Origin of the sequence: Streptomyces niveus (assembly GCF_001723055.1) — a bacterium.
Taxonomy (GTDB): Bacteria; Actinomycetota; Actinomycetes; order Streptomycetales; family Streptomycetaceae; genus Streptomyces; species Streptomyces niveus.
Window position 1 is genome coordinate 38,862 of sequence record NZ_MDCR01000185.1, and the last position, 18,184, is coordinate 57,045.

20 protein-coding genes and 2 pseudogenes are annotated in these 18,184 nt (G+C 69.0%); 4 read left to right on the forward strand and 18 right to left on the reverse strand.

Features of this window, described 5'->3' with window-relative positions:
* Positions 1–27: 27 nt before the first annotated feature.
* From BHU15_RS21915 to BHU15_RS21945, 8 genes are all read right to left on the reverse strand, one after another.
* Positions 28–819 carry an SDR family oxidoreductase gene (locus BHU15_RS21915; RefSeq protein ID WP_069628762.1) on the reverse strand — a complete coding sequence of 264 codons (792 nt, stop codon included), beginning with the start codon at positions 817–819 and terminating at the stop codon, positions 28–30.
* 36 nt (positions 820–855) lie between these two features.
* Positions 856–1,002, reverse strand: coding sequence for a hypothetical protein (locus BHU15_RS40245; protein ID WP_171908415.1), 147 nt, complete (start codon positions 1,000–1,002; stop codon positions 856–858).
* A complete protein-coding gene (locus BHU15_RS21920; RefSeq protein WP_069628763.1) occupies positions 999–2,033 on the reverse strand; it encodes a zinc-binding dehydrogenase in 1,035 nt (344 codons plus the stop codon). The genes BHU15_RS40245 and BHU15_RS21920 overlap by 4 nt, the downstream gene beginning before the upstream one ends.
* A gap of 48 nt (positions 2,034–2,081) precedes the next feature.
* Positions 2,082–2,453 (reverse strand): DUF2255 family protein, encoded by a 372-nt coding sequence (locus BHU15_RS21925; protein WP_069628764.1) that lies wholly within the window; start codon positions 2,451–2,453, stop codon positions 2,082–2,084.
* A gap of 144 nt (positions 2,454–2,597) precedes the next feature.
* A complete protein-coding gene (locus tag BHU15_RS21930) occupies positions 2,598–3,665 on the reverse strand; it encodes an NAD(P)-dependent alcohol dehydrogenase (protein WP_069628765.1) in 1,068 nt (355 codons plus the stop codon).
* 42 nt (positions 3,666–3,707) lie between these two features.
* A complete protein-coding gene (locus BHU15_RS21935; protein ID WP_069628766.1) occupies positions 3,708–4,592 on the reverse strand; it encodes an aldo/keto reductase in 885 nt (294 codons plus the stop codon).
* On the reverse strand, positions 4,592–6,037 hold the full coding sequence (locus BHU15_RS21940; protein WP_079128290.1) for an MFS transporter: 1,446 nt from the start codon (positions 6,035–6,037) through the stop codon (positions 4,592–4,594). The genes BHU15_RS21935 and BHU15_RS21940 overlap by 1 nt, the downstream gene beginning before the upstream one ends.
* 118 nt (positions 6,038–6,155) lie before the next feature.
* Entirely contained in the window at positions 6,156–7,190 is a 1,035-nt protein-coding gene (locus BHU15_RS21945) for an alcohol dehydrogenase catalytic domain-containing protein (RefSeq protein WP_107422897.1), read from the reverse strand.
* Positions 7,191–7,481: 291 nt separating this feature from the next.
* Here BHU15_RS21945 and BHU15_RS21950 point away from each other — a divergent pair, with 291 nt between their 5' ends.
* On the forward strand, positions 7,482–8,378 hold the full coding sequence (locus BHU15_RS21950) for a helix-turn-helix transcriptional regulator (RefSeq protein WP_069628768.1): 897 nt from the start codon (positions 7,482–7,484) through the stop codon (positions 8,376–8,378).
* Positions 8,379–8,409: 31 nt separating this feature from the next.
* On the forward strand, positions 8,410–9,429 hold the full coding sequence (locus BHU15_RS21955) for an aldo/keto reductase (RefSeq protein ID WP_069628769.1): 1,020 nt from the start codon (positions 8,410–8,412) through the stop codon (positions 9,427–9,429).
* Positions 9,430–9,735: 306 nt separating this feature from the next.
* On the opposite strand, the gene BHU15_RS40250 is transcribed toward BHU15_RS21955, so the two are convergent.
* The 6 genes and pseudogenes from BHU15_RS40250 to BHU15_RS21975 all read right to left on the reverse strand — a co-directional run bounded on the left by BHU15_RS40250 (position 9,736) and on the right by BHU15_RS21975 (position 14,066).
* The gene (locus BHU15_RS40250; protein ID WP_171908416.1) at positions 9,736–9,897 is read right to left on the reverse strand and encodes a hypothetical protein; all 162 of its coding nucleotides are present in this window, start codon (positions 9,895–9,897) and stop codon (positions 9,736–9,738) included.
* A gap of 6 nt (positions 9,898–9,903) precedes the next feature.
* Positions 9,904–10,521 (reverse strand): TniQ family protein, encoded by a 618-nt coding sequence (locus BHU15_RS21960; protein WP_069628770.1) that lies wholly within the window; start codon positions 10,519–10,521, stop codon positions 9,904–9,906.
* Positions 10,518–11,572 (reverse strand): annotated as a pseudogene (locus BHU15_RS21965) (TniB family NTP-binding protein). The gene BHU15_RS21960 and the pseudogene BHU15_RS21965 overlap by 4 nt, the downstream one beginning before the upstream one ends.
* On the reverse strand, positions 11,569–11,928 hold the full coding sequence (locus BHU15_RS41480) for a hypothetical protein (protein ID WP_255293172.1): 360 nt from the start codon (positions 11,926–11,928) through the stop codon (positions 11,569–11,571). The pseudogene BHU15_RS21965 and the gene BHU15_RS41480 overlap by 4 nt, the downstream one beginning before the upstream one ends.
* 9 nt (positions 11,929–11,937) lie before the next feature.
* Complete coding sequence (locus tag BHU15_RS21970; RefSeq protein ID WP_255293173.1) at positions 11,938–13,461, reverse strand: Mu transposase C-terminal domain-containing protein; 1,524 nt, start codon at positions 13,459–13,461, stop codon at positions 11,938–11,940.
* Complete coding sequence (locus BHU15_RS21975; RefSeq protein ID WP_255293174.1) at positions 13,458–14,066, reverse strand: TnsA-like heteromeric transposase endonuclease subunit; 609 nt, start codon at positions 14,064–14,066, stop codon at positions 13,458–13,460. The genes BHU15_RS21970 and BHU15_RS21975 overlap by 4 nt, the downstream gene beginning before the upstream one ends.
* 502 nt (positions 14,067–14,568) lie before the next feature.
* Between BHU15_RS21975 and BHU15_RS21980 the strand changes: the two genes are divergently transcribed.
* Together BHU15_RS21980 and BHU15_RS21985 are read left to right on the forward strand one after the other, a co-directional pair.
* Positions 14,569–14,865 carry a hypothetical protein gene (locus BHU15_RS21980; protein WP_107422899.1) on the forward strand — a complete coding sequence of 99 codons (297 nt, stop codon included), beginning with the start codon at positions 14,569–14,571 and terminating at the stop codon, positions 14,863–14,865.
* Positions 14,866–14,880: 15 nt separating this feature from the next.
* Complete coding sequence (locus BHU15_RS21985) at positions 14,881–15,702, forward strand: SPDY domain-containing protein (protein WP_069628771.1); 822 nt, start codon at positions 14,881–14,883, stop codon at positions 15,700–15,702.
* Positions 15,703–15,861: 159 nt separating this feature from the next.
* Here the strand turns inward: BHU15_RS21985 and BHU15_RS21990 are convergent.
* From BHU15_RS21990 to BHU15_RS40885, 4 genes and pseudogenes are all read right to left on the reverse strand, one after another.
* Positions 15,862–16,131, reverse strand: a pseudogene (locus BHU15_RS21990) (hypothetical protein); the annotation flags it as partial.
* A 45-nt stretch (positions 16,132–16,176) separates the two neighbouring features.
* Positions 16,177–16,980 carry a redoxin domain-containing protein gene (locus BHU15_RS40880; protein ID WP_218028072.1) on the reverse strand — a complete coding sequence of 268 codons (804 nt, stop codon included), beginning with the start codon at positions 16,978–16,980 and terminating at the stop codon, positions 16,177–16,179.
* Between the two features lie 162 nt (positions 16,981–17,142).
* Positions 17,143–17,268, reverse strand: coding sequence for a hypothetical protein (locus tag BHU15_RS41485; protein ID WP_255293175.1), 126 nt, complete (start codon positions 17,266–17,268; stop codon positions 17,143–17,145).
* Positions 17,262–17,702, reverse strand: a complete 441-nt coding sequence (locus tag BHU15_RS40885; protein WP_368483213.1) for a cytochrome c biogenesis CcdA family protein — start codon at positions 17,700–17,702, stop codon at positions 17,262–17,264. Before BHU15_RS40885 ends, BHU15_RS41485 begins: the two co-directional genes overlap by 7 nt.
* Positions 17,703–18,184: the final 482 nt, after the last annotated feature.

Here is an 18,184-nt window from a genome sequence, read left to right on the forward strand (position 1 = left end):
TGGCGCGCCGCCGGGCCGGGACGGCTCTCAGGATGCGGTTAGGGCGCGGACGGTGGTGAGGTCGTCACGTACGCCCTGCGGCTCGTCGGCCAGTGGCATGTTGGCCTCGTCGTGGACGGCGTCCACCGTGCCGGGCTCATCTAGGTCCAGTGCCGCGAACAGCGGTCCCAGATCGTCGGGCGCGCTTCCCCGCTCAGCGACCAGCTCGAAGGTCCGCCCTGCCGCCTCCGGAGCTGTGAGTGTCTCGACCAGCACCCGGGCGATCTGGTTGCGCGCGACCGCTCCGTCGGCCGGGCCCCCGGATCGGTGGCGATCGCCCTGGAGGAACACCGGGCGATGATCGTCGGGGCCGTTCATGTCGAACCAGCCGGGCCGCACGATGGTGTGGGTGAGCCCGCTCGCCCGCACCAGGCGCTCGGAGCGGCGTTTCCACTCCAGGAGGTGGCCGTAGGCGCTGCCGCGTCCGGTGACACCGATGGAGGTCATCAGGGTCACGCGTGGCCGCTGCCCGCGCAACGCCGTGAGGATGTTGCGGACGCCCGCGTAGTCGACGGCCTCTGGCGAGGAGTCGCCCGTGCCGAAGGACCCGAGGGTCAGCACGATCGCGTCCGCCCCGTCTACCGCCCCGATCAGGGTTTCGGGCCGGGTCACGTCACCGACGACGAGTTCGGCCTCTTTGGCAAGTACCCGAGCGCCTTTCGCGGTGTCGCGCACCAGAGCCCGCACCGTGTGCCCGCGGGCGAGCGCCTCTGTCACGACAAGTCGTCCGATACTGCCGGTGGCGCCGACGACCAGCACCGTCAGGGGTTCTGTTGTCACGATGGTCTCCTTGAGGTAGCAGCTGATGCTGCACGTTCAGCGCCCGAGGGCCAGGCGCGGCGGGGCGGTTTCGGTGCCGGCGGACTCATTGTCCTCGGTGAGTTCCGGGTAGGTGGCGACGCGGCCGGGAACGAGGCGTCCGTGCGCCGCGGTGGCGGCCCCGTCCGGTCCGCGGGCTGTCACGGGCGCACCAGTACTTTCAGCGCTTCGCGGTCGTTCATGGCCCGGTAGCCGTCGGCGATGTCGTCCAGGGTGACGGTGCGGTCGAAGACGCGGCCGGGACGGAGAGAGCCGTCGAGGATGTGCGGCATCAGCTCTTCGATGTAGGCGCGGGCGGGGGCGACGCCGCCGGTGAGGGTGAAGTTGCGCAGGAAGTCGGCGAACCCGAACGGCACGTCGGCGAACTGCGGGGCTCCGACCCGGCTGATCGTTCCGCCGTCGCGGACGACGCCGAAGCTCTGCACGATCGCGTCCTTGAGGCCGACGCATTCCAGGACCTTGCGGGTGCCTTCGCCACCGGTCAGTTCGCGGACCTTGGCGACTCCTTCCTCGCCGCGTTCGGCGACCACCTCGGTGGCGCCGAACTCGCAGCCCAGGTCGGTGCGGGCGGTGTGCCGGCCCATGAGGATGATCTGCTCGGCGCCCAGCAGCTTGGCGGAGATGACGGCGGACAGCCCGACCGCCCCGTCGCCGATGACGGTGACGCTGTCGCCGCGCCGCACGCCGGCGGTGTGAGCGGCGTGGTAGCCGGTGCTCAGGACGTCGGAGAGGGGCAGCAGGTCGGGCAGCAGTTCCGAGTCCTCGCCGACCGGGAGCTTGACGAGAGTGCCGTCGGCGAGGGGGACGCGGGCGGCCTGGCCCTGGCCGCCGTCGACGCCGTTCACACCCCACTGTCCGCCGTGCGGGCAGGAGGTCTGCAGGCCCTCACGGCAGTACGCGCAGGTGTTGTCGGCCCAGACGAAGGGGGCCACGACCACGTCGCCGCGCTTGAGGGTACGCACCTCGGAGCCGGTCTCCTCGACGACGCCGAGGAACTCGTGGCCCATGTGGCGGGGGTCGTGGGTGGCATCAAGGGACTTGTAGGGCCACAGGTCGCTGCCGCACACGCAGGCCAGCACGATCCGCACGACCGCGTCGGTCGGCTGCTGGATTTTGGGGTCGGGAACGTCCTCGACACGGACGTCCTCGGCGGCGTACATCAGGGTGGCGCGCATCGGCGAATCTCCTTGCTGGGATGGGAACGGAGACGGGAGCGGGAAAGCTCAGCGGGGGGTGAGGCGGAGGGGGGAGGCGCGGGCCCGGTCGGTCAGGACGTGTTCGACGATGCTCGTGTACCGGCTGTATTTCCCCCGGTAGGCGGCGTCCACTGCCACGTGTTCGGCGGGATCGGCTTCGTGGAAGGTGACGTCCTGTTGTATCCCGCCGGTGTGGATGCGGCCTCGGTGACGGGACTGGGTGCCCCGGTACCAGGGGCCGCTGGTGCCCTTGACGGAGCGGACGTAGAGACGGTCGTCGGCACGGACGACCCACATGGTCACCGGGTCGCGCAGGGTGCCGTCGCGGCGTTCGGACTCCAGGTCCAGTTCCTCGGCCGCGCCGATCGCGGACAGCTCCGCGTCGTTGAACTGCGTCATAGGTCGTCCTCCAGGCATGTGCCGTTTCAGCGGGCGAGTTGTTGCAGGCGGCTTTGGGCGGTGTCGGCCGGACCTTCCCTGTCTGTCCGGCCGACGGCCTGTGGCGGGGCAGGCCGCCGGCCGGACGGAGCAAGTGCGGGGGTCTTACGCCTTCAGGTCGGCGAAGGTGGTGCCGTCGATCACGAACCGGTAGCGGACATCGGAGGCGAGGATGCGCTCGTAGGCGGTGTTGATGTCCTGGGCGCCGATCAGTTCGATGTCGGCGCTCACGCCGTGCTCGGCGGCGAAGTCGAGCATCTCCTGCGTCTCGGCGATGCCGCCGAACAGCGACCCGGCGTAGGACCGGCCGTTCTGCAGCAGGGGGAAGACGTTCAGCGGCATGGGCTGCGTGGTCACGCCGACGCTGACCATGGTGCCGCGCAGGCGCAGCAGGCCCAGATAGTCCGCGAGGGAGATCGGCGCGCTGACGGTGTTGAGGATGATGTCGAAGGTGTTGGCCAGCTCGGTGAAGGCCGATCCGTCGCCGGTCACGGCGTAGTGGTCGGCACCGAGCGCGGTGGCGGCATCACGCTTGCGCTCCGACTGGGAGAGAACAGTCACGTTGGCGCCCATGGCCTTGGCCATCCTCACGCCGAGGTGGCCCAGGCCGCCGAGACCGACCACGGCGACCTTGGTGCCCGGTCCCGCACCGAACCGCTTGAGGGGCGCGTAAACGGTGATGCCGGCGCACAGCAGCGGGGCGGCGCCGGCCGGGTCGAGACCCTCGGGGATGCGGACGACGAAGTCCCCGGGCACGACGATCGCCTCGGAGTAGCCGCCCTGGGTGAAGGCACCGGGCTCCGCAGGGTCGGGGTTGCCGAAGACCAGGGTGTGGCCGTTGAGGCAGTACTGCTCCTGGCCGGCCAGGCAGTTCTCGCACTCGCGGCAGGAGTTGGCCATGCAGCCGATGCCGACCAGGTCTCCGACCTGGTGGCGGGTGACGGCGGAGCCGGTCTCGGTGATGCGGCCGACGATCTCGTGGCCGGGGACGAGGGGACTGACCGGCAGCGGGCCGAACTCGCCGCCGACGAAGTTCATGTCGGAGTGGCAGATGCCGCAGTACAGGATGTCGAGCCTGACGTCGTTCGGGCCGACGTCCCGGCGCTCGATGGTGACGGGAGCGAGCGGCTGGCTCACGTCGTGGGCGCCGAACGCCTTGACGGTGGTGGACACGGTGAATCTCTCTCTGGAACGACGGTGACGGGGACGGGTGGGTCAGGCTTCGGGGATGGCGCGTCCGAAGTCGGCGAGGGTGACGGCCTCGGGCTCGGGGCCGCCGCGCCGGCCGGTCTCCAGCGCGTCCAGGGCCGCCAGCTCGCCAGCGGTCAGCTCGAAGTCGAAGACGTCGATGTTCTCGGCGATGCGGTGCCGCTTGGTTGACTTGGGGATGACCGAGCGGCCCTGCTGCAGGCCCCAGCGCAGCAGTACCTGCGCCGGGCTCTTGCCGTGGGCCTCGGCGATCCGGGTGACGGCCGGGTCCTCCAGGACGCTTCGGCGGTGCTCGCCGTAGCCCGGGTAGAAGGTGATGCCGCCGATCGGGGACCACGCCTGGTTGAGGATGCCGTGGGCGTCGTCGAAGTCGAGGACGGCGCGCTGCTGGAAGTAGGGGTGGATCTCCAGCTGGTTGACGGCCGGGACGACGGTTGTGGCGTCGAGCAGCTTGGTGAGGTGGTCGACCATGAAGTTGCTGACGCCGATGGCGCGGACCTTGCCGTCGGCCAAGAGCTTCTCCAGGGCCCGGTAGGCGGCGATGGTTCTGTCGAATTCTGACGGCAGGGCCTGGTGCAGGATCAGCAGGTCGATGTGTTCGAGGCGGAGCTTGGCGGCGCTCTTGTCGAAGCCGTGCAGGGTCTCGTCGTAGCCGTAGTCGCTGATCCAGATCTTCGTCTCGACGAAGATCTCCTCGCGGGGTACGGCTGATTCACGAATGGCTCGGCCGACCTCGTGTTCGTTGCCGTACGCGGCGGCGGTGTCGATGTGCCGGTAGCCGAGGTCGAGCGCTGCCGTGACGGCGGCTCGGGTCTCGTCCGGCGGGGTTTGGAAGACGCCGAGTCCGAGGGCGGGCATCTCGACGCCGTTGTTGAGGGTGAGGGTCTGCATCACAGGGACCTTTCGTTGCGGGTTGTCCGTGCGGGGACAATGAGGGTGAGGACGGTGACGACCGCCAGGGTGAGCAGGACGGCGGAGCCGGTCAGGGCAGCGCCCGAGCGGGCCGCGATGTCGGCGGCGGTGTGGCCGGTGGAGACGGTGGCGGCGACGGCGGTCAGGATGCTCAGGGCCAGGGCGCTGCCGATCTGGTGAACGGTGTTGACCAATCCGGAGGCGGCTCCCGCGTCTGAGTGGGCGACGCCGTCGATGCCGCTGGAGGTCAGCGGGGCGAGCGCCAGTCCCTGCCCGGCGCCGATGAGGACCATCGGCAGGCCCACGCCGCTCAGGTAAGGGGTGTGCAGGCCCAGACGGCTCAGCCACGCCATGCCGGCCGCGGTCAGGGCGACCCCGGCCACGAGGACCAGCGGCCGTGCCACCCGCTCCAGGAACCGGGGCAGCTGGACGGCGAAGACGAAGTTGAACAGCGTCATCGGCAGGAACGCCAGGCCCGCCTGCAGTGGCGTCCAGTGGTAGACGCTCTGCACGAACTGGGCGGTGAAGAAGAAGAATCCGATCATCGCGCCCATGTAGAGCATCCGGGTGACGTAGGCGCCGGAGCGCTCCCGGCTGGCGAACAGCCGCAGCGGCACGATCGGCTGCGCGGCCCGCCGTTCCACCGCCATGAACGAGCCCAGCAGCACCACACCCGCGACCAGCGGAACGACGACGGCCGGGGCACTCCAGCCGGCGTCGGCGGCGTCCACGATGCCCAGGACCAGAGCGGTAGATCCCAGCGTCGCCAGAAGTGCCCCGGCCACGTCGAAGCGGCCGCCCCGGCGCTCGGTCTCGGGCAGGTACCGCAGCGCCATGACCATCATCAGGACACCGACGGGGACGTTGAGGAAGAACCCGGCGCGCCATGAGATGAGGTCCGCGGCCAGCCCGCCGACGACCAGGCCGACCGCCGCGCCTAGACCGGCGACCGCGCTGTAGGCGGCCATCGCCCGATTGCGGGCCCGGCCCTCGGCGAAGCTGCGTGTGAGCAGCGACAGCGCCGAGGGAGCCAGTACCGCGGCGCCGACACCCTGCAACGCGCGGGCGCCGATCAGCCACCACTGGGTCTGCGCGGCGCTCACCAGGAGCGAGGCCAGCGAGAAGACGACCAGGGAGAACAGGAACATCCGGCGGTGTCCGAACAGGTCACCGGCGCGGGCGCCCAGCAGGAGCAGTCCACCGAAGACCAGGACGTAGGCGTTGGTGATCCACGACAGGCCGGTCTCCGAGAACCCCATGGCGGAGCGGATCTGCGGCAGCGCGGTGAAGACGATGGAGTTGTCGAGGATCACCATGAAGTAGCAGACGCAGATGATCACGAGGACCAGTGCTGCGTGGGCCGGGCTCCTGCCCGGCCGCTTGACGGCGGGCATCTGCGCCCGCTGCGCGGTCGCAGTGGTCATGGTGTCACCGCCCCCATCGGCAGCTTCCCGGCGTCGGCCGCGGCGTGCGTCCGCGCAGTGGGTAGGACGTCAGCCGTGCATGCGCAGGCGTCCGGCGCGCTGATCACAGGTTGCCTGTTCACGGCCGCACCAGCACCTTGAGCGCCTCACGCGCGTCCATGGCCCGGTAGCCCTCGGCGACCTCGTCCAGAGCGACGGTGCGGTCGAAGACCAGGCCCGGCTCGATCCGGCCCTCCAGGACATCGGGAAGCAGTTCGTCGATGTAGGCGCGGGCCGGGGCGGGGCCGCCGGTCAGAGTGATGTTCGGGCCGAAGAGACTGCCGAAACCGACCGGGGCCTCCTCGTACTGCGGTACGCCGACGCGGCTGATGATTCCCCCGGCGCGGACCACTCCGTACGCCTGCTCGTAGGCGGGCCGGTGCCCGACGGCTTCCAGGACGATCGGGCTGCCGCCGCCGGTGAGCTCGCGGACCTTCTCGATGCCTTCGCCGCCGCGCTCGGCGACCACGTCGGTCGCCCCGAAGGCGCGGCCCAGATCGGTGCGGGCGGGGTGCCGGCCCATGAGGACGATTCTCTCGGCCCCCAACCGCCTGGCGGCGAGCACGGCGAGCAGGCCGACCGCACCGTCGCCGATCACGGCGACGGTGCTGCCGCGGCGCACCCCGCCGCGTACGGCGGCGTGGTGTCCGGTGCCCAGGACGTCGGAGAGGGTGAGCAGGGACGGGATGAGCGCGTCGTCGGCGCCCACCGGCAGCCTGACCAGCGTGCCGTCGGCCAGCGGTACGCGGGCTGCTTCGCCCTGGCCACCGTCGACGCCGTTCACCGCCCAGAAGCCGCCGTGTACGCAGGAGGTCTGCAGCCCGGCCCGGCAGTGCTCGCAGGTGCCGTCCGAGTAGGCGAACGGTGCGACGACCAGGTCGCCCTTCTTCACGGTGCGGACCTCGCGGCCTGTGGCTTCGACCACGCCGATGAACTCGTGGCCCATCCGGACCGGGCCGTCGGCCCCGGGCATGGAGCGGTAGGGGTGCAGATCGCTGCCGCACACGCAGGCCGTGGTGATGCGCACGAGGGCGTCGGTGGGTTCCTTCAGGGTCGGGTCGGCCACGTCCTCGACGCGAACGTCACCGGCTTCGTACATGAGTGCTGCGCGCACAGTGCTCCTCCAGATCAGTCACTGCCCGAGGTCAGACGCCTGTGTTTCGCAGTGCCGGGCTTCGGTCTGTTCCAGCTAACCGCGCGCGGCCCCGCAGGTGGGAGTCACTGCTCTTCCAGGTACTGGCAGTACCTCGCAGGCGTCCGTCGGCCGACCTACCGTGGAAGAGTCGGCACAAGATGCACGCCGAATCCAAGGAGTCCCCCGTGCCACTGCCTCCCTCCGAAGCCGCACTCCGCCCCGGGCCATGCGGTCCGCGGTCGCTGCGGAACACCTGCGCGGAGTTCGACCATGGCCGGGACTGACAAGAAGGACCTGGCCGGCGAGGTGCGCGAGTTCCTGAGCACCCGACGGGCCCGGATCACTCCGGAGCAGGCCGGACTGCCGGTCTACGGCGGCAACCGCCGCGTCGCGGGTCTGCGCCGCGAGGAGGTCGCCCTGCTCTCCGGCATGAGCGTGGACTACTACGTCCGCCTGGAGCGCGGGAACCTCAGCGGCGCCTCCGACTCCGTCCTCGAAGCCCTGGCGCACGCGCTGCAGCTCAACGAGGCCGAGCGCACCCACCTCTACGACCTGGCCCGCGCCTCGACTCCGTCCGGTCGGCGCCCCACCGTGACCTCCTCACGGGTACGGCCCACCATCGTGCGACTGCTCGACTCGATGACCGGCGTGCCGGCGTTCGTCCGCAACGCCCGCTTCGACATCGTGGCCGCCAACGCCCTGGGCCGGGCGCTGTACGCGCCGCTCTTCGACTCCCCGCTGTTCGCCCAGCGCGGTCCGGTCAACAGTGCCCGCTTCCTGTTCCTGGATCCCGCGAGCCAGGACTTCTGGGTCGACTGGGACAAGGGCGCCGACGACGCGGTCGCGTTCCTGCGCACCGAGACGGGCCGCGCGCCGCACGACAAGGCGCTGACCGACCTGATCGGAGAGCTGACCACCCGGAGCAGCGAATTCGCGCACCGGTGGGCACGGCACGACGTGAAGTTCCACCGCTCCGGCGTGAAGAACTTCCACCACCCGCTGGTGGGTGATCTCGCCCTGCCTTACGAGGCGATGGACCTGCCGTCCGACCCAGGTCTGCGCCTCAACTTCTACACCCCCGAGCCAGACTCGGCGGAGCAAGAGGCCCTGAACCTGCTCGCGAGCTGGACGAGCACCGGCACGGTCGTCCCCGCGACGAACGACTGACCCCCCCCCACGAACGAGGAGAACCTTCCCTATGCAGTACCGACCGCTCGGCCGTACCGGTGTCCAGGTCAGCCCGCTCTGCCTGGGCGCGATGATGTTCGGCCCCTGGGGCAACGAGGACGAAGCCGACTCGATCCGGATCATCCACCATGCCCTCGACGCAGGGATCAACTTCGTCGACACCGCGGACGTGTACTCCGCCGGCGTCTCCGAGGAGATCGTCGGCAAAGCCCTCAAGGACCGCCGCGAGGACGTGTTCCTGGCAACCAAGTTCTTCATGCCCATGGACCCCGACGACCCCAACCAGCGAGGCGGCTCCCGGCGCTGGATCATCCGCGAGGTCGAGAACTCCTTGCGCCGCCTGGGCACCGATCACATCGATCTGTACCAGGTCCACCGCCCCAGCCCCGACACTGACGTTGCCGAAACCCTCGGCGCCCTGTCCGACCTTGTCCATCAGGGCAAGATCCGCTACATCGGCTCCTCGTCCTACTCGGGTTCCCAGATCGTCGAGGCGCAGTGGACCTCGCGGGAACGAAACCTGGAGCGGTTCGTCACCGAGCAGCCGCCGTACTCGATCCTGGTCCGCGGTATCGAGGAGGACGTCCTGCCCACCGCACGCCGCCACGGCATGGGCACCCTCACCTACAGCCCCCTCTCGGGCGGCTGGCTGTCCGGCCGCTACCGCAAGAACGCCACCGAAGGCCCTGCCTCCGCAGCACGCCCGCAAGCCCGCTTCGATATGAACACCCCCGCCAACCAGCGCAAACTCGACGCCGTCGAACAGCTGGCGCTCCTCGCGGGGAAGGCTGGCCTGACTCTCATCGAACTCGCCGTCGCCTTCGTCATCAACCACCCCGGCGTCACTTCGGCCATCATGGGCCCGCGCACGATGGAACAACTGGAAGCGTTCCTGCCCGCCGCAGACATCACCCTGTCCACCGACGTACTCGACGCCATCGACGACATCGTCGCCCCCGGCATCACCGTCAACCCCGTCGACAACAGCTACGGCGACCACGAGCTGGGGACCGAGCAACGGCGTCGCTGACCGGGAACACTGCACGGGCCGACCTTAATTCTGCGCTCCTGCGGACCGCAGTGCGGACGGAGCCCTGGTCGGGTTGCTTCAAAGACGACGATCGTCCGATGGGGCTGCCGAGGTCATTGTCACGGTGCGGTACGCGTGCTCGTAGCGGGCAGCGGCCCAACCGCCTCCAGGACGACGCGGGAGCCTTCACCGCCGGTCAGGTCCACCACCTTCGCGACCCCTTCCCGTAGCGCTCGGCGGCCAGTCGACGGCACCCCATTCGCGGCCGGGGTCGGCGCGAGAGGTGCGGCGACTCATGAGGATGGTCTAGGTCCTCATAATTCGGCAGGCCAGCACGTCGGACAGGCCGACCGTACCCTTGGCGATGACGGTCACGGTCTTGTCAGGCTCGGCCCGGCCGGTGTGGGCGACGTAATGCTTGGTGAGGTAGAAGTGTCTCAGGTCGAGCAGGGCGCCCTGGCCCGCCACCGGAACTCACGCTGACGGCGTTCGAGAGCGCGTGTATCTGATGTAGTGGCGGATGCTGTCGTAGGTGATCAAGTAGTCGTGGTGGTCGAGGAGTTCGGTCCAGATCTGCCTTCCGTTGAGCCTTCTGCTGATCATGCTCTCGATCAGGTCGGCGAGTTCGCCCGTGATGGGCTGGGTCAGCGGACCCGTCTCTGCGGTAGTCAGGCGGGAGATTTCCAAGGCGACGCGGACGTCCCAGGAGCGGAGGTTGTAGCGCTTTGCGAGCACGCGGATGTGTGTGCCGCCAAGGGCGTCCTGGGCGATGAGGCGGGCCAATTCCTGGCGCCGGGTGAAGGGGTTCTTCCTTGGGAGGCGTCGGCGTGGTCTGTTCCTGCCCATCAGGGCGCAAGCGTCAGCGAGGGCACGTTCGAGCGCTTCGGGCGAGTGGTCTGTGGCCGTGGCGAGGTTTTCGAGGAGCGGCCTGCCGAACCACTGCGGTGGGCCGCAGAGATAGCAGTGCAGGAAGCTGGGCTGGAGATGGTTGGCGCGGGCCAGGCGCCGGATGTAGGAGTTGGTGGATTCGCCGAGGCAGGGGCGGAGCCGGACCGGTAGCGGCGCGAACCGGCGCGGCAGTTCGCTCTTCATCGGGTGCCTGTAGCGGACTTCGTGGCCATCGACGCCGTGGTGTGGGCTGTGTGGTCGAGCGGAATTGCCTGGAGGCTCTTCCTGGTGATCTTCTCGGTGCCGGTAAGGATGGCGTCGAGGGCGGCTCCGCGGATGGCGTGGGAGAGAGATCCGATCATGCCGCCGATGTGATCGTGCAGGAATCGGTCCAGGCCGGCGAGTGTGCCGGAGCGGTGTTCGTGCAGCCGCAGGGTGGCCTCCATGGTGGCGACCAGGCCCTGCCATTCACTGTTGTAAGGGAAGGGGCGGGAGGGGATCAGGGTAAAGCGGCCCGCGATCTGGGCGCCGCGTGTCCCGGACAGCAGCCCGGATTCGTCGATGTCGATGCCGGCATAGACGAAGGTGGCGGGCAGGCGCTCGGAGAAGTACTTGAGGGTGTCGGCGACTTTGGCACCGTGGCGGCTGGTGAGCGAGATGTTGTGGAGTTCGTCGACCAGTACCAGAGCGGTGCGGGTATCGGTACAGACACCGACGACAGCCTCGATGATGTCCGTCATGTTCGAACGTGCCCGCACCGGCAGGCCCAGGAAACGGGCGAACTCGCTCGCGATCATGCGGGCGGTCGCAGCAGGCGGGACGGTGACATAGACGACCGGAATCCGGTCTGCGGCATGAGGGTGCCGGGCACGGTCCAGGAGTTCACGGGAGCGCCCCAACTGCGTGATGGCGATGGTCTTTCCGGTTCCCGCCGGGCCGGAAACGATCAGCCCGCGGCGGGCGCTGATCGCGTGCCGGTTCAGCAGCACCAGACGACGGCCGCAGATCGCCGTCCGCTCGACGAACGAGGTGGCGACGGTGAGCATCCGAGCGTGATGGTCAAGGCGGGACTCGTCATAGAGATCCCGCTCGGCTGGGTTCATCTGCCGCCAACACTGCCCGACGCCAAGACCAGAGGAGCGGGCGGGCCGTCGATGAACCTGCGCCATCCAGTCAACGTGTTCAGCTGCAGGTCGGCCTCGGCGTCCTTCTCACGAAGCACGGTGCGTCGGGCCGACGGTTTGGAGATGGTCACGTGCGCCTCCAAGGATCGGCCAGCGGGTCAAACAGGCCCAGCGGCACGACCTCGGCCAGCGCAGAGTCCGCCGTGTCCTCGTCCGGGGGATCGGTCTCGGCCGGAGGATCAGGGATCTCCCGGCTCGGGGCAGTCGCTCGGGTACGGGCTGCGACCCGGCGATCCTTCCTTGATCGTTTGGCCGGAGGGTGGTACTCGTCGGCAGGGCCGTCGTGGGCGCGCTTGAGCAGGGCGGCTGCCGCTTCCGCGATCTGAGCTTCGCTGCCGTTCGGATGCTGCTGGCGGGCGTGGTCCCAGGCCATCTCGCCGAACGGGACACCGACGCGGTGCAGTGCCGCCAGAACACGGTGATCCACCGGTCACTCTCACCCGCGGCGGTCGCGTACCCAGATCCGGGAGATGTCGTAGGGGTCGTAGTGGACCTCCCACAAGCCCTTCCTCTCCGCGACCCCGGAGTGCCGGCGGCGCAGTGGGTTCAACTCCGGGCTGTCGTAGGTACGACGCTTGAGCCGGATGCCGTAGGCGTTGATCGCGTGCCACCGCTCCGGCAGCAACTCGACATAGTCCTCACCGCTCAACGGGGCCGGAACGTAGCCGCACGACTCCAGCAGCATCGCGTACTTCTCGTTCGGCGAGAACGCCCGCTTCGGCGCGCTGGGATCGCGCAGCGCGTCGTGCGGCCGGTTCTGCCAGACCGTGACAATCCACTCGTCCAGCAGATCCTGCAGCTCGGGCAAGGACCACAACGGACCGTCTTCCACATGTCGGCCACGGCGCTCCACCGAACGGCCGGTGTACCCCGCGACGAACTGCGCGAACAGCGTCGCCACCGACCCCAGCGTCTTCTCGATCACGCCCTTCTCGAAGGGCGACGCCTTGTGCGTCGGCTGCAGCGAGACGCCCAAGAAGCGGCAGGAGGCACCGAAGTTGTGTGAGATGAACACTTTGCCGTGATCGCAGACGATCGTCTCTGGAACGATCACTGGCCGCGCCGCCGCCTGCTCCAGCCGCTCGTCCAAGGCCAGCAGCCGCCGGTGCGGCAGGACCGACCGGGACATCCGCAGCGCCTGTGGCCAGCCCGGCCGCATCGTCTCCGGTGTGATGCTGCGGGCCAGGAGGGCGGAGGCGTCGGCCGCCTTCGTCGTCGGACGCAGCACTGCCGCCGTGATCGACCTGGACGCGATGTCGACCAGCGCGGTCAACTCGACCTTCTCCGCGATGCCGTCATCCAGCCGTACCAAAACGTCCAACGGAGTTGAGTCGATCTGCATCAGCTCGCCCGGCGCGATAGCCGGGACCTCCCCGAACGGACCGGCCGGACGCGCCTGCAGCGAGCGGCGTGTCCTCGCCGAACCGGTCGCGTGTGTGCCGACCGCCAACTTGTCGAACAGCCGATAAAGCGTGCGCTCCGTAGGCAATTCGATGCCACCGACCTCCTCGCGGGATGCCAGGATCTCCTTCGTCCGCCAGATGATGAACCGGACCGTCCTCGAGGGCGCATCGGCCGTCTCGGCAATCGCCTGCCTCATTGCCTCGACCACCAACGGGGAAATCTGGCCGAAGTCGGGCAGCTTCTTGGCTGACCGGCCGTCCGCCAGCCCGACCAGCCCGTCGCGCTGATAACGCTGGCGCCGCTGCTTGATCCCGCTGCCCGTCGTCCGGTGGCCCGTCGCGGTCAGCTCGGCGGCCTTGGCCCGCTCCCGCTCGGCCAGGCCACGTTGCCGAGGGTCGAACTCCGGTCGCGGCACTGCCCCGTCGGGAGCATCCGGCGGCAATCCGTGCAGCACCTCAAGGATGTGTCCTTCCCACCAACGGGCCTGTTCAGCAGCCCCCCCAGGGAACTCCGCGATCCGCGCTGTCGGCGGGACCCGACGCTCCTCGCTCGTCATCCGGCACTCCCGCCGGCCCGGCACACGACCGTGCGCGGACCGAGCAGTCCGATGTCCATCTGCTCGGCCGACAACTCGTGCGTCCACAAGAGATGGAACAACACAGGCAGCGTCTCGAGCCGGTCACCAGCCGCATCAGCCCCAGCCATCAGCGGCCCCGGCTGCGAGAAGACCTCCAACAGCCGAGCTGCGACCAGCTCCCGTCGGCAGCGGGGGTGCCGGTAGCGCGACAGCCACCGGACATTCGCCAGTAGCACTGCCTCCGGCGTCCCCACCCGCTCGAACCCCCACCCAACCTCCGCGCAGGCCCTGCGCGTCAATTCGAACGCTTCCGCATCTCGCGGAGCGATCCAATCGTCTGCACACACATCGACGACCACCGCCGAGCCATCGACCCGACGCACGAAGAAATCCGGGGCATGCCGACGCTCACGCTCCCCGTTATGCCAGTGCAGCCAAAACGGCTGGGACGCCATCCCCACCACAGCAGGATCAAAGTCCATGAGCACCAGCCGGTCCCGCTCCAACCACGACTCGAAACCGACGTGCTGCCCTGTAGTCGCCGCCCAGTACCAACCGGGGAAATGCAGCCCACCCCATGACACCGAAATGGCCGGACCGGCACCGCGTCTTCGAACCTGACCGTCGCGCAGTCCAGCAACGGACGACGCCGCTTACTCCCGCGCTTGCCGTCCACACGACACGACACCTCGACGTACGGGGCAGCGCTCTCCACCCCTGTCGATACCGGCATTCGACACCCCCAGCGTGATCGCCCCTCCGACTAGATTCACTGTCAGAAAAGCCGAAACAACTGAGTTCGCTGTCAAACACCTTGATTGGATGACAAAGGACAAGTTCGCCGGGGGCAGACAGGAAAGGTTCCGGAAGGACTGGCCAACGGTCGTGATGGCATGTCAACGTAGACGACCTTCCCCGGAAATCCCAGGTCAGAGAGGTATAGGTCCAGCCTTGCGGCTGTCTGAGAGCCGGCCTGGCGAGTGATGGTCTCGTTCTCTACGGACGAATTCTCTCTAGTCGGGAACGGGGCGAGGTGTCCCGGCGGCTCTGGTCTGCCCATCCGTTTTCCCGTGCAAGGAGGTTTCCGTGGAGCACACGGAGATGACCGTCGGTGATCTCGTCGATCTGCTGTCCGCCTGCGACCGGAGTGCCGCGGTGCGTCTGGCGATGAGCCCGTTCTTCCCCATGGAGCAACGGCTCACGCAGGTTGTCCAGGCCGACGACAGAGGGCGGCCGGTCGTCTATCTGGCCGAGGGCCCGGATCCGAGCAGTCAGCTCGGGCCGCTGCCGCCCGAGGTCGCTGTTCTCCTCACCTGGCAGGGGCCCGTCCAGGCGCCCCCGCGACGGGCTCGCCGCTCGGCGCGCCGTGCCGATGGGCACTAGTGCCCGTTCGATCTCTTGGAGGTGTTTCTGAACCCCGATTTCCTGCTCGGCCCGGTCCCGCCGGGCGGTGCGCCGTCCGCGTACTGGGTGGGTCCCCGGTATCTGGCCGGTGACGACGGCCGGCTCTACGACTCGGTGGCCGACGCGCTCACCGGCCTCGGCTGGACGAGCCTGACGATTGTCCGTGGCAGGCAGGAGCCGGACGAGGCGCCGGAGGACCGACAGGTCCTGCGCAGCACCGTCCTGCACATCAGCCCCGACACGTTGCGCTGGGCCCAGTGGGTTCTGGCGGACGAGCCGTTCCTGCTGGGGGAGTTGCCGGTCGCCTGGCAGGTCTCCGCCCGTACGGACGCGAGCAGTCCCCTTGCCGCGTGGTCGGCCTACTTCACCCCGGAGATCCCCGGCGAGGTCCTCGGCGACTTCCTCCACGCACTCGACGCCAACGCCCGTCCCGCCGTGTCGCTCGGAGGCCCCGAGCTGGTCCTCGATGCGGTCACGGCGCACGGCTGGCTACGCGACATCGACCAACCGGATGCCAGGGCGACGGACCCGACGTTCACCACCCGTCTCGGCCTCGGCGAGGTGCCACCGCTCATCCAGGACGGCGACCCCCGGTCGCTGACCGCCGCTCCCGACGAGGCGGGACCGGCCGGATGGCAGGCGTGGGCCGAACCCGCCCTCGGCGCACCGTACTTGTGGGCGGCGTCGTTCTCCGCCAGTGCGCCGGACGAACTCGTCGCGGCATTCGCCGCCTCCCTCAGCTCCACCGCACCGGTCCTGCGCCGGGTGCTGCCCGAGAGCACCAAGGACCGGCTCCTGCGCGCCCCGGCCGGATGAACAGCCCCCGGAGCCCTTCCCGTTCGACGCACGAAGCTCGGCACCCCGGTCACGGGGCGCCGGGTTTCTTGGCGCTCATTGATGAAGCGTTCCGGCGCGGAACGGACTGCTGCCCCCGACCCAAGCCAGGGTCGGGGGCAGCAGTGTGTGCGGTGGGTGTGAGCCGGCGGTGGCCTTGGTGAGCGCCGCGCGGAGGTGGCGGTCGACGAGAGCGGGGGAGCCGGAGACGATCAGCAGCACGCAGCCGTCACGGATCGCGGTCTGCTTCACCACGGTCTCCCGGCCGCCGGTGGAGAAGGCCAGGAGGTGGCTCCACTGCTTGTCCCCGAGCTCGGTGCCGTCGGACAGCTTGCCGGCGTCGTCGCTATACAACTCCTCGGTCACCTCCGCGCCGCCGGTGTAGGTGAACGCGGTCCTCGCCCTGCTCGGTCCGGCAATTCAGACTAGGGCGCTTGGCTTCGCCCGGGAGGCGGTTTATCCGAAGGTGAAGGCGTATGCCTGGGTGCCGGGGTCGATCTGGAGTTCCAGGCGGGCCTGCCGTGAGGTGGTTTCGTCGACCAGCCGGTGGAGGGTGGGGGTGCCGTCGACCTGGACGGTCCTGGTGGGCTTGCCGTCGACGACGACCTTGACCGTGCCCTTCCTTGCGGGGACGAGGTTGACGTTCTTCGCGCGGTAGTTGAGGGTGAGCCGGGCGTCCGTCCCGGCCGTGAAGTATTCGTATCCGGCCGTCCACGTGCCGTCCAGCGCGAGCCGGTCGGTGGGCACGGTGGCGGGGAAGCGGTACGTCTTGGCCTTGTCGTTGGCCAGGGGGTCGCCGACGTAGCCCTCGATACGGAGGTTGCTGAGGTTCCGCTCGGGGGTGCGGTTCTTGGTGAGGTCGGCGTCCTTCTGGCCGGTCTTCGGGGGGAGTTGGACGTTCGGGTCGGCCTGCTTGAGGAGCGTGCGGATCAGGTTCTCGGTCTGGTCGTACTGGCCCTCGCCGAACTTGAAGTAGCGGACGGTGCCGTCGGCATCGATCAGGTACTTGGCCGGCCAGTACTGGTTGCGGTAGTTGTTCCAGGTGGCGAGGTCGTTGTCGAGGGCGACCGGGTAGGTCACGCCGAGCGTCTTCGCCTGGTCGGCGACGTTGCCTGCGTCCCGCTCGAAGGCGAACTCCGGTGAGTGCACGCCGATCACCTCAAGTCCCGCCTCCTTGTAGGTGGTTGCCCACTGCTTGATGTTGGGCAGGCTGCGCTGGCAGTTGATGCAGGAGTAGGTCCAGAAGTCGATCAGGACCACTTAGCCCCGCTGGTCCTTGAGGTCGACGGGTCGGCCGCCGGGGGTGTTGAGCTACTTGGAGATGTCGTCGATGGCCGGGGCCTGTCCGCAGGAGCGCAGTTCGTTCACGCCGTCCTCGCAGCGCGACAGCTCCTTGTTGGAGTTGTCGTACAGGCCGGAGAGCTACTGCCGGGCGGCGTCTCTCTGCTCGATCTTCTGCTGCGCGGCGGCGGTGTAGTTGGGCAGCGCACGCTGGAGCGCGGTGGTGACGTCGAGTGCCAGGGCGAAGGCCAGCGCGATCATCAACACGCCGGCGCTGATGCGGAGTTTGCGGGCCCGGGTACGGAAGGCGGCCACCCGCTCGGCGACTCGCGGCCGGCCAGGGCGAAGATCAGCAGCGGTACGGCGGTGCCGACGGCGAAGGAGACCGTCAACGCGACTACTTTCAAGCTGAGTTCACCGCGCGCTCCGGCGACGGTGATCGCGGCGAGGACCGGTCCGGCGCAGGGCACGTAGAGCAGTCCGAGTCCGAGGCCGAGGACGAACGCCCTGCCCTCCTTGTTGACCTGGCGCTGCGGGATCCGGGCGAAGGGCCGCTCCAGCAGGCGCTCCACCGGCGGGAAGATCAGGCCGAGGCCGATCATCACGAGGAGGGTGAGTCCCACGTACCGCAGGATGTTCTCGGGCAGCCGGAGCGCGGAGATGAGGGTGACGCCGAGCAGCGTGAAGAAGCTGAAGCTCAGGACGAGGCCCGAGACGACCGCGTACGGCCGCCGGTTGCGGGAGGGCCGTGGTCGTGGAGGGCGGGAGGAGACGAGTACGTCGCCGACCGGCTAATCGCCGCGGGGCGTGCCGTCGGACGGCCTTGTCGCTGCCCGGCCGCGTACCCCGGCTGGCCGCGGGGCCTCCTTCTCTGTCGGCGGCGTATCGGTGCCGGGTCCGCCGGCCAGGAATACGACCGGTAGCACCGGCAGGATGCACGGCGAGACAGCTGTGATCAGCCCGCCTAGCAGGCCGATCAGGATCAATGTGAGCACGGGGCCGCCTCCGGAGTGGAGACGGGCTGTTCCCCTCCCCTCACCCTTGGTTCGGAGGCGACCATGCGCGGGATTGACCGAAGAGTCGGCCACTTCCTGCAGATGCTAGCCAGTTGTCCTGAACGGTCCGCATTCAAGAGGTTGTCCGTGCGAACTAGCTGGCTGTTGCGTAGACGACGAGGTTGTCG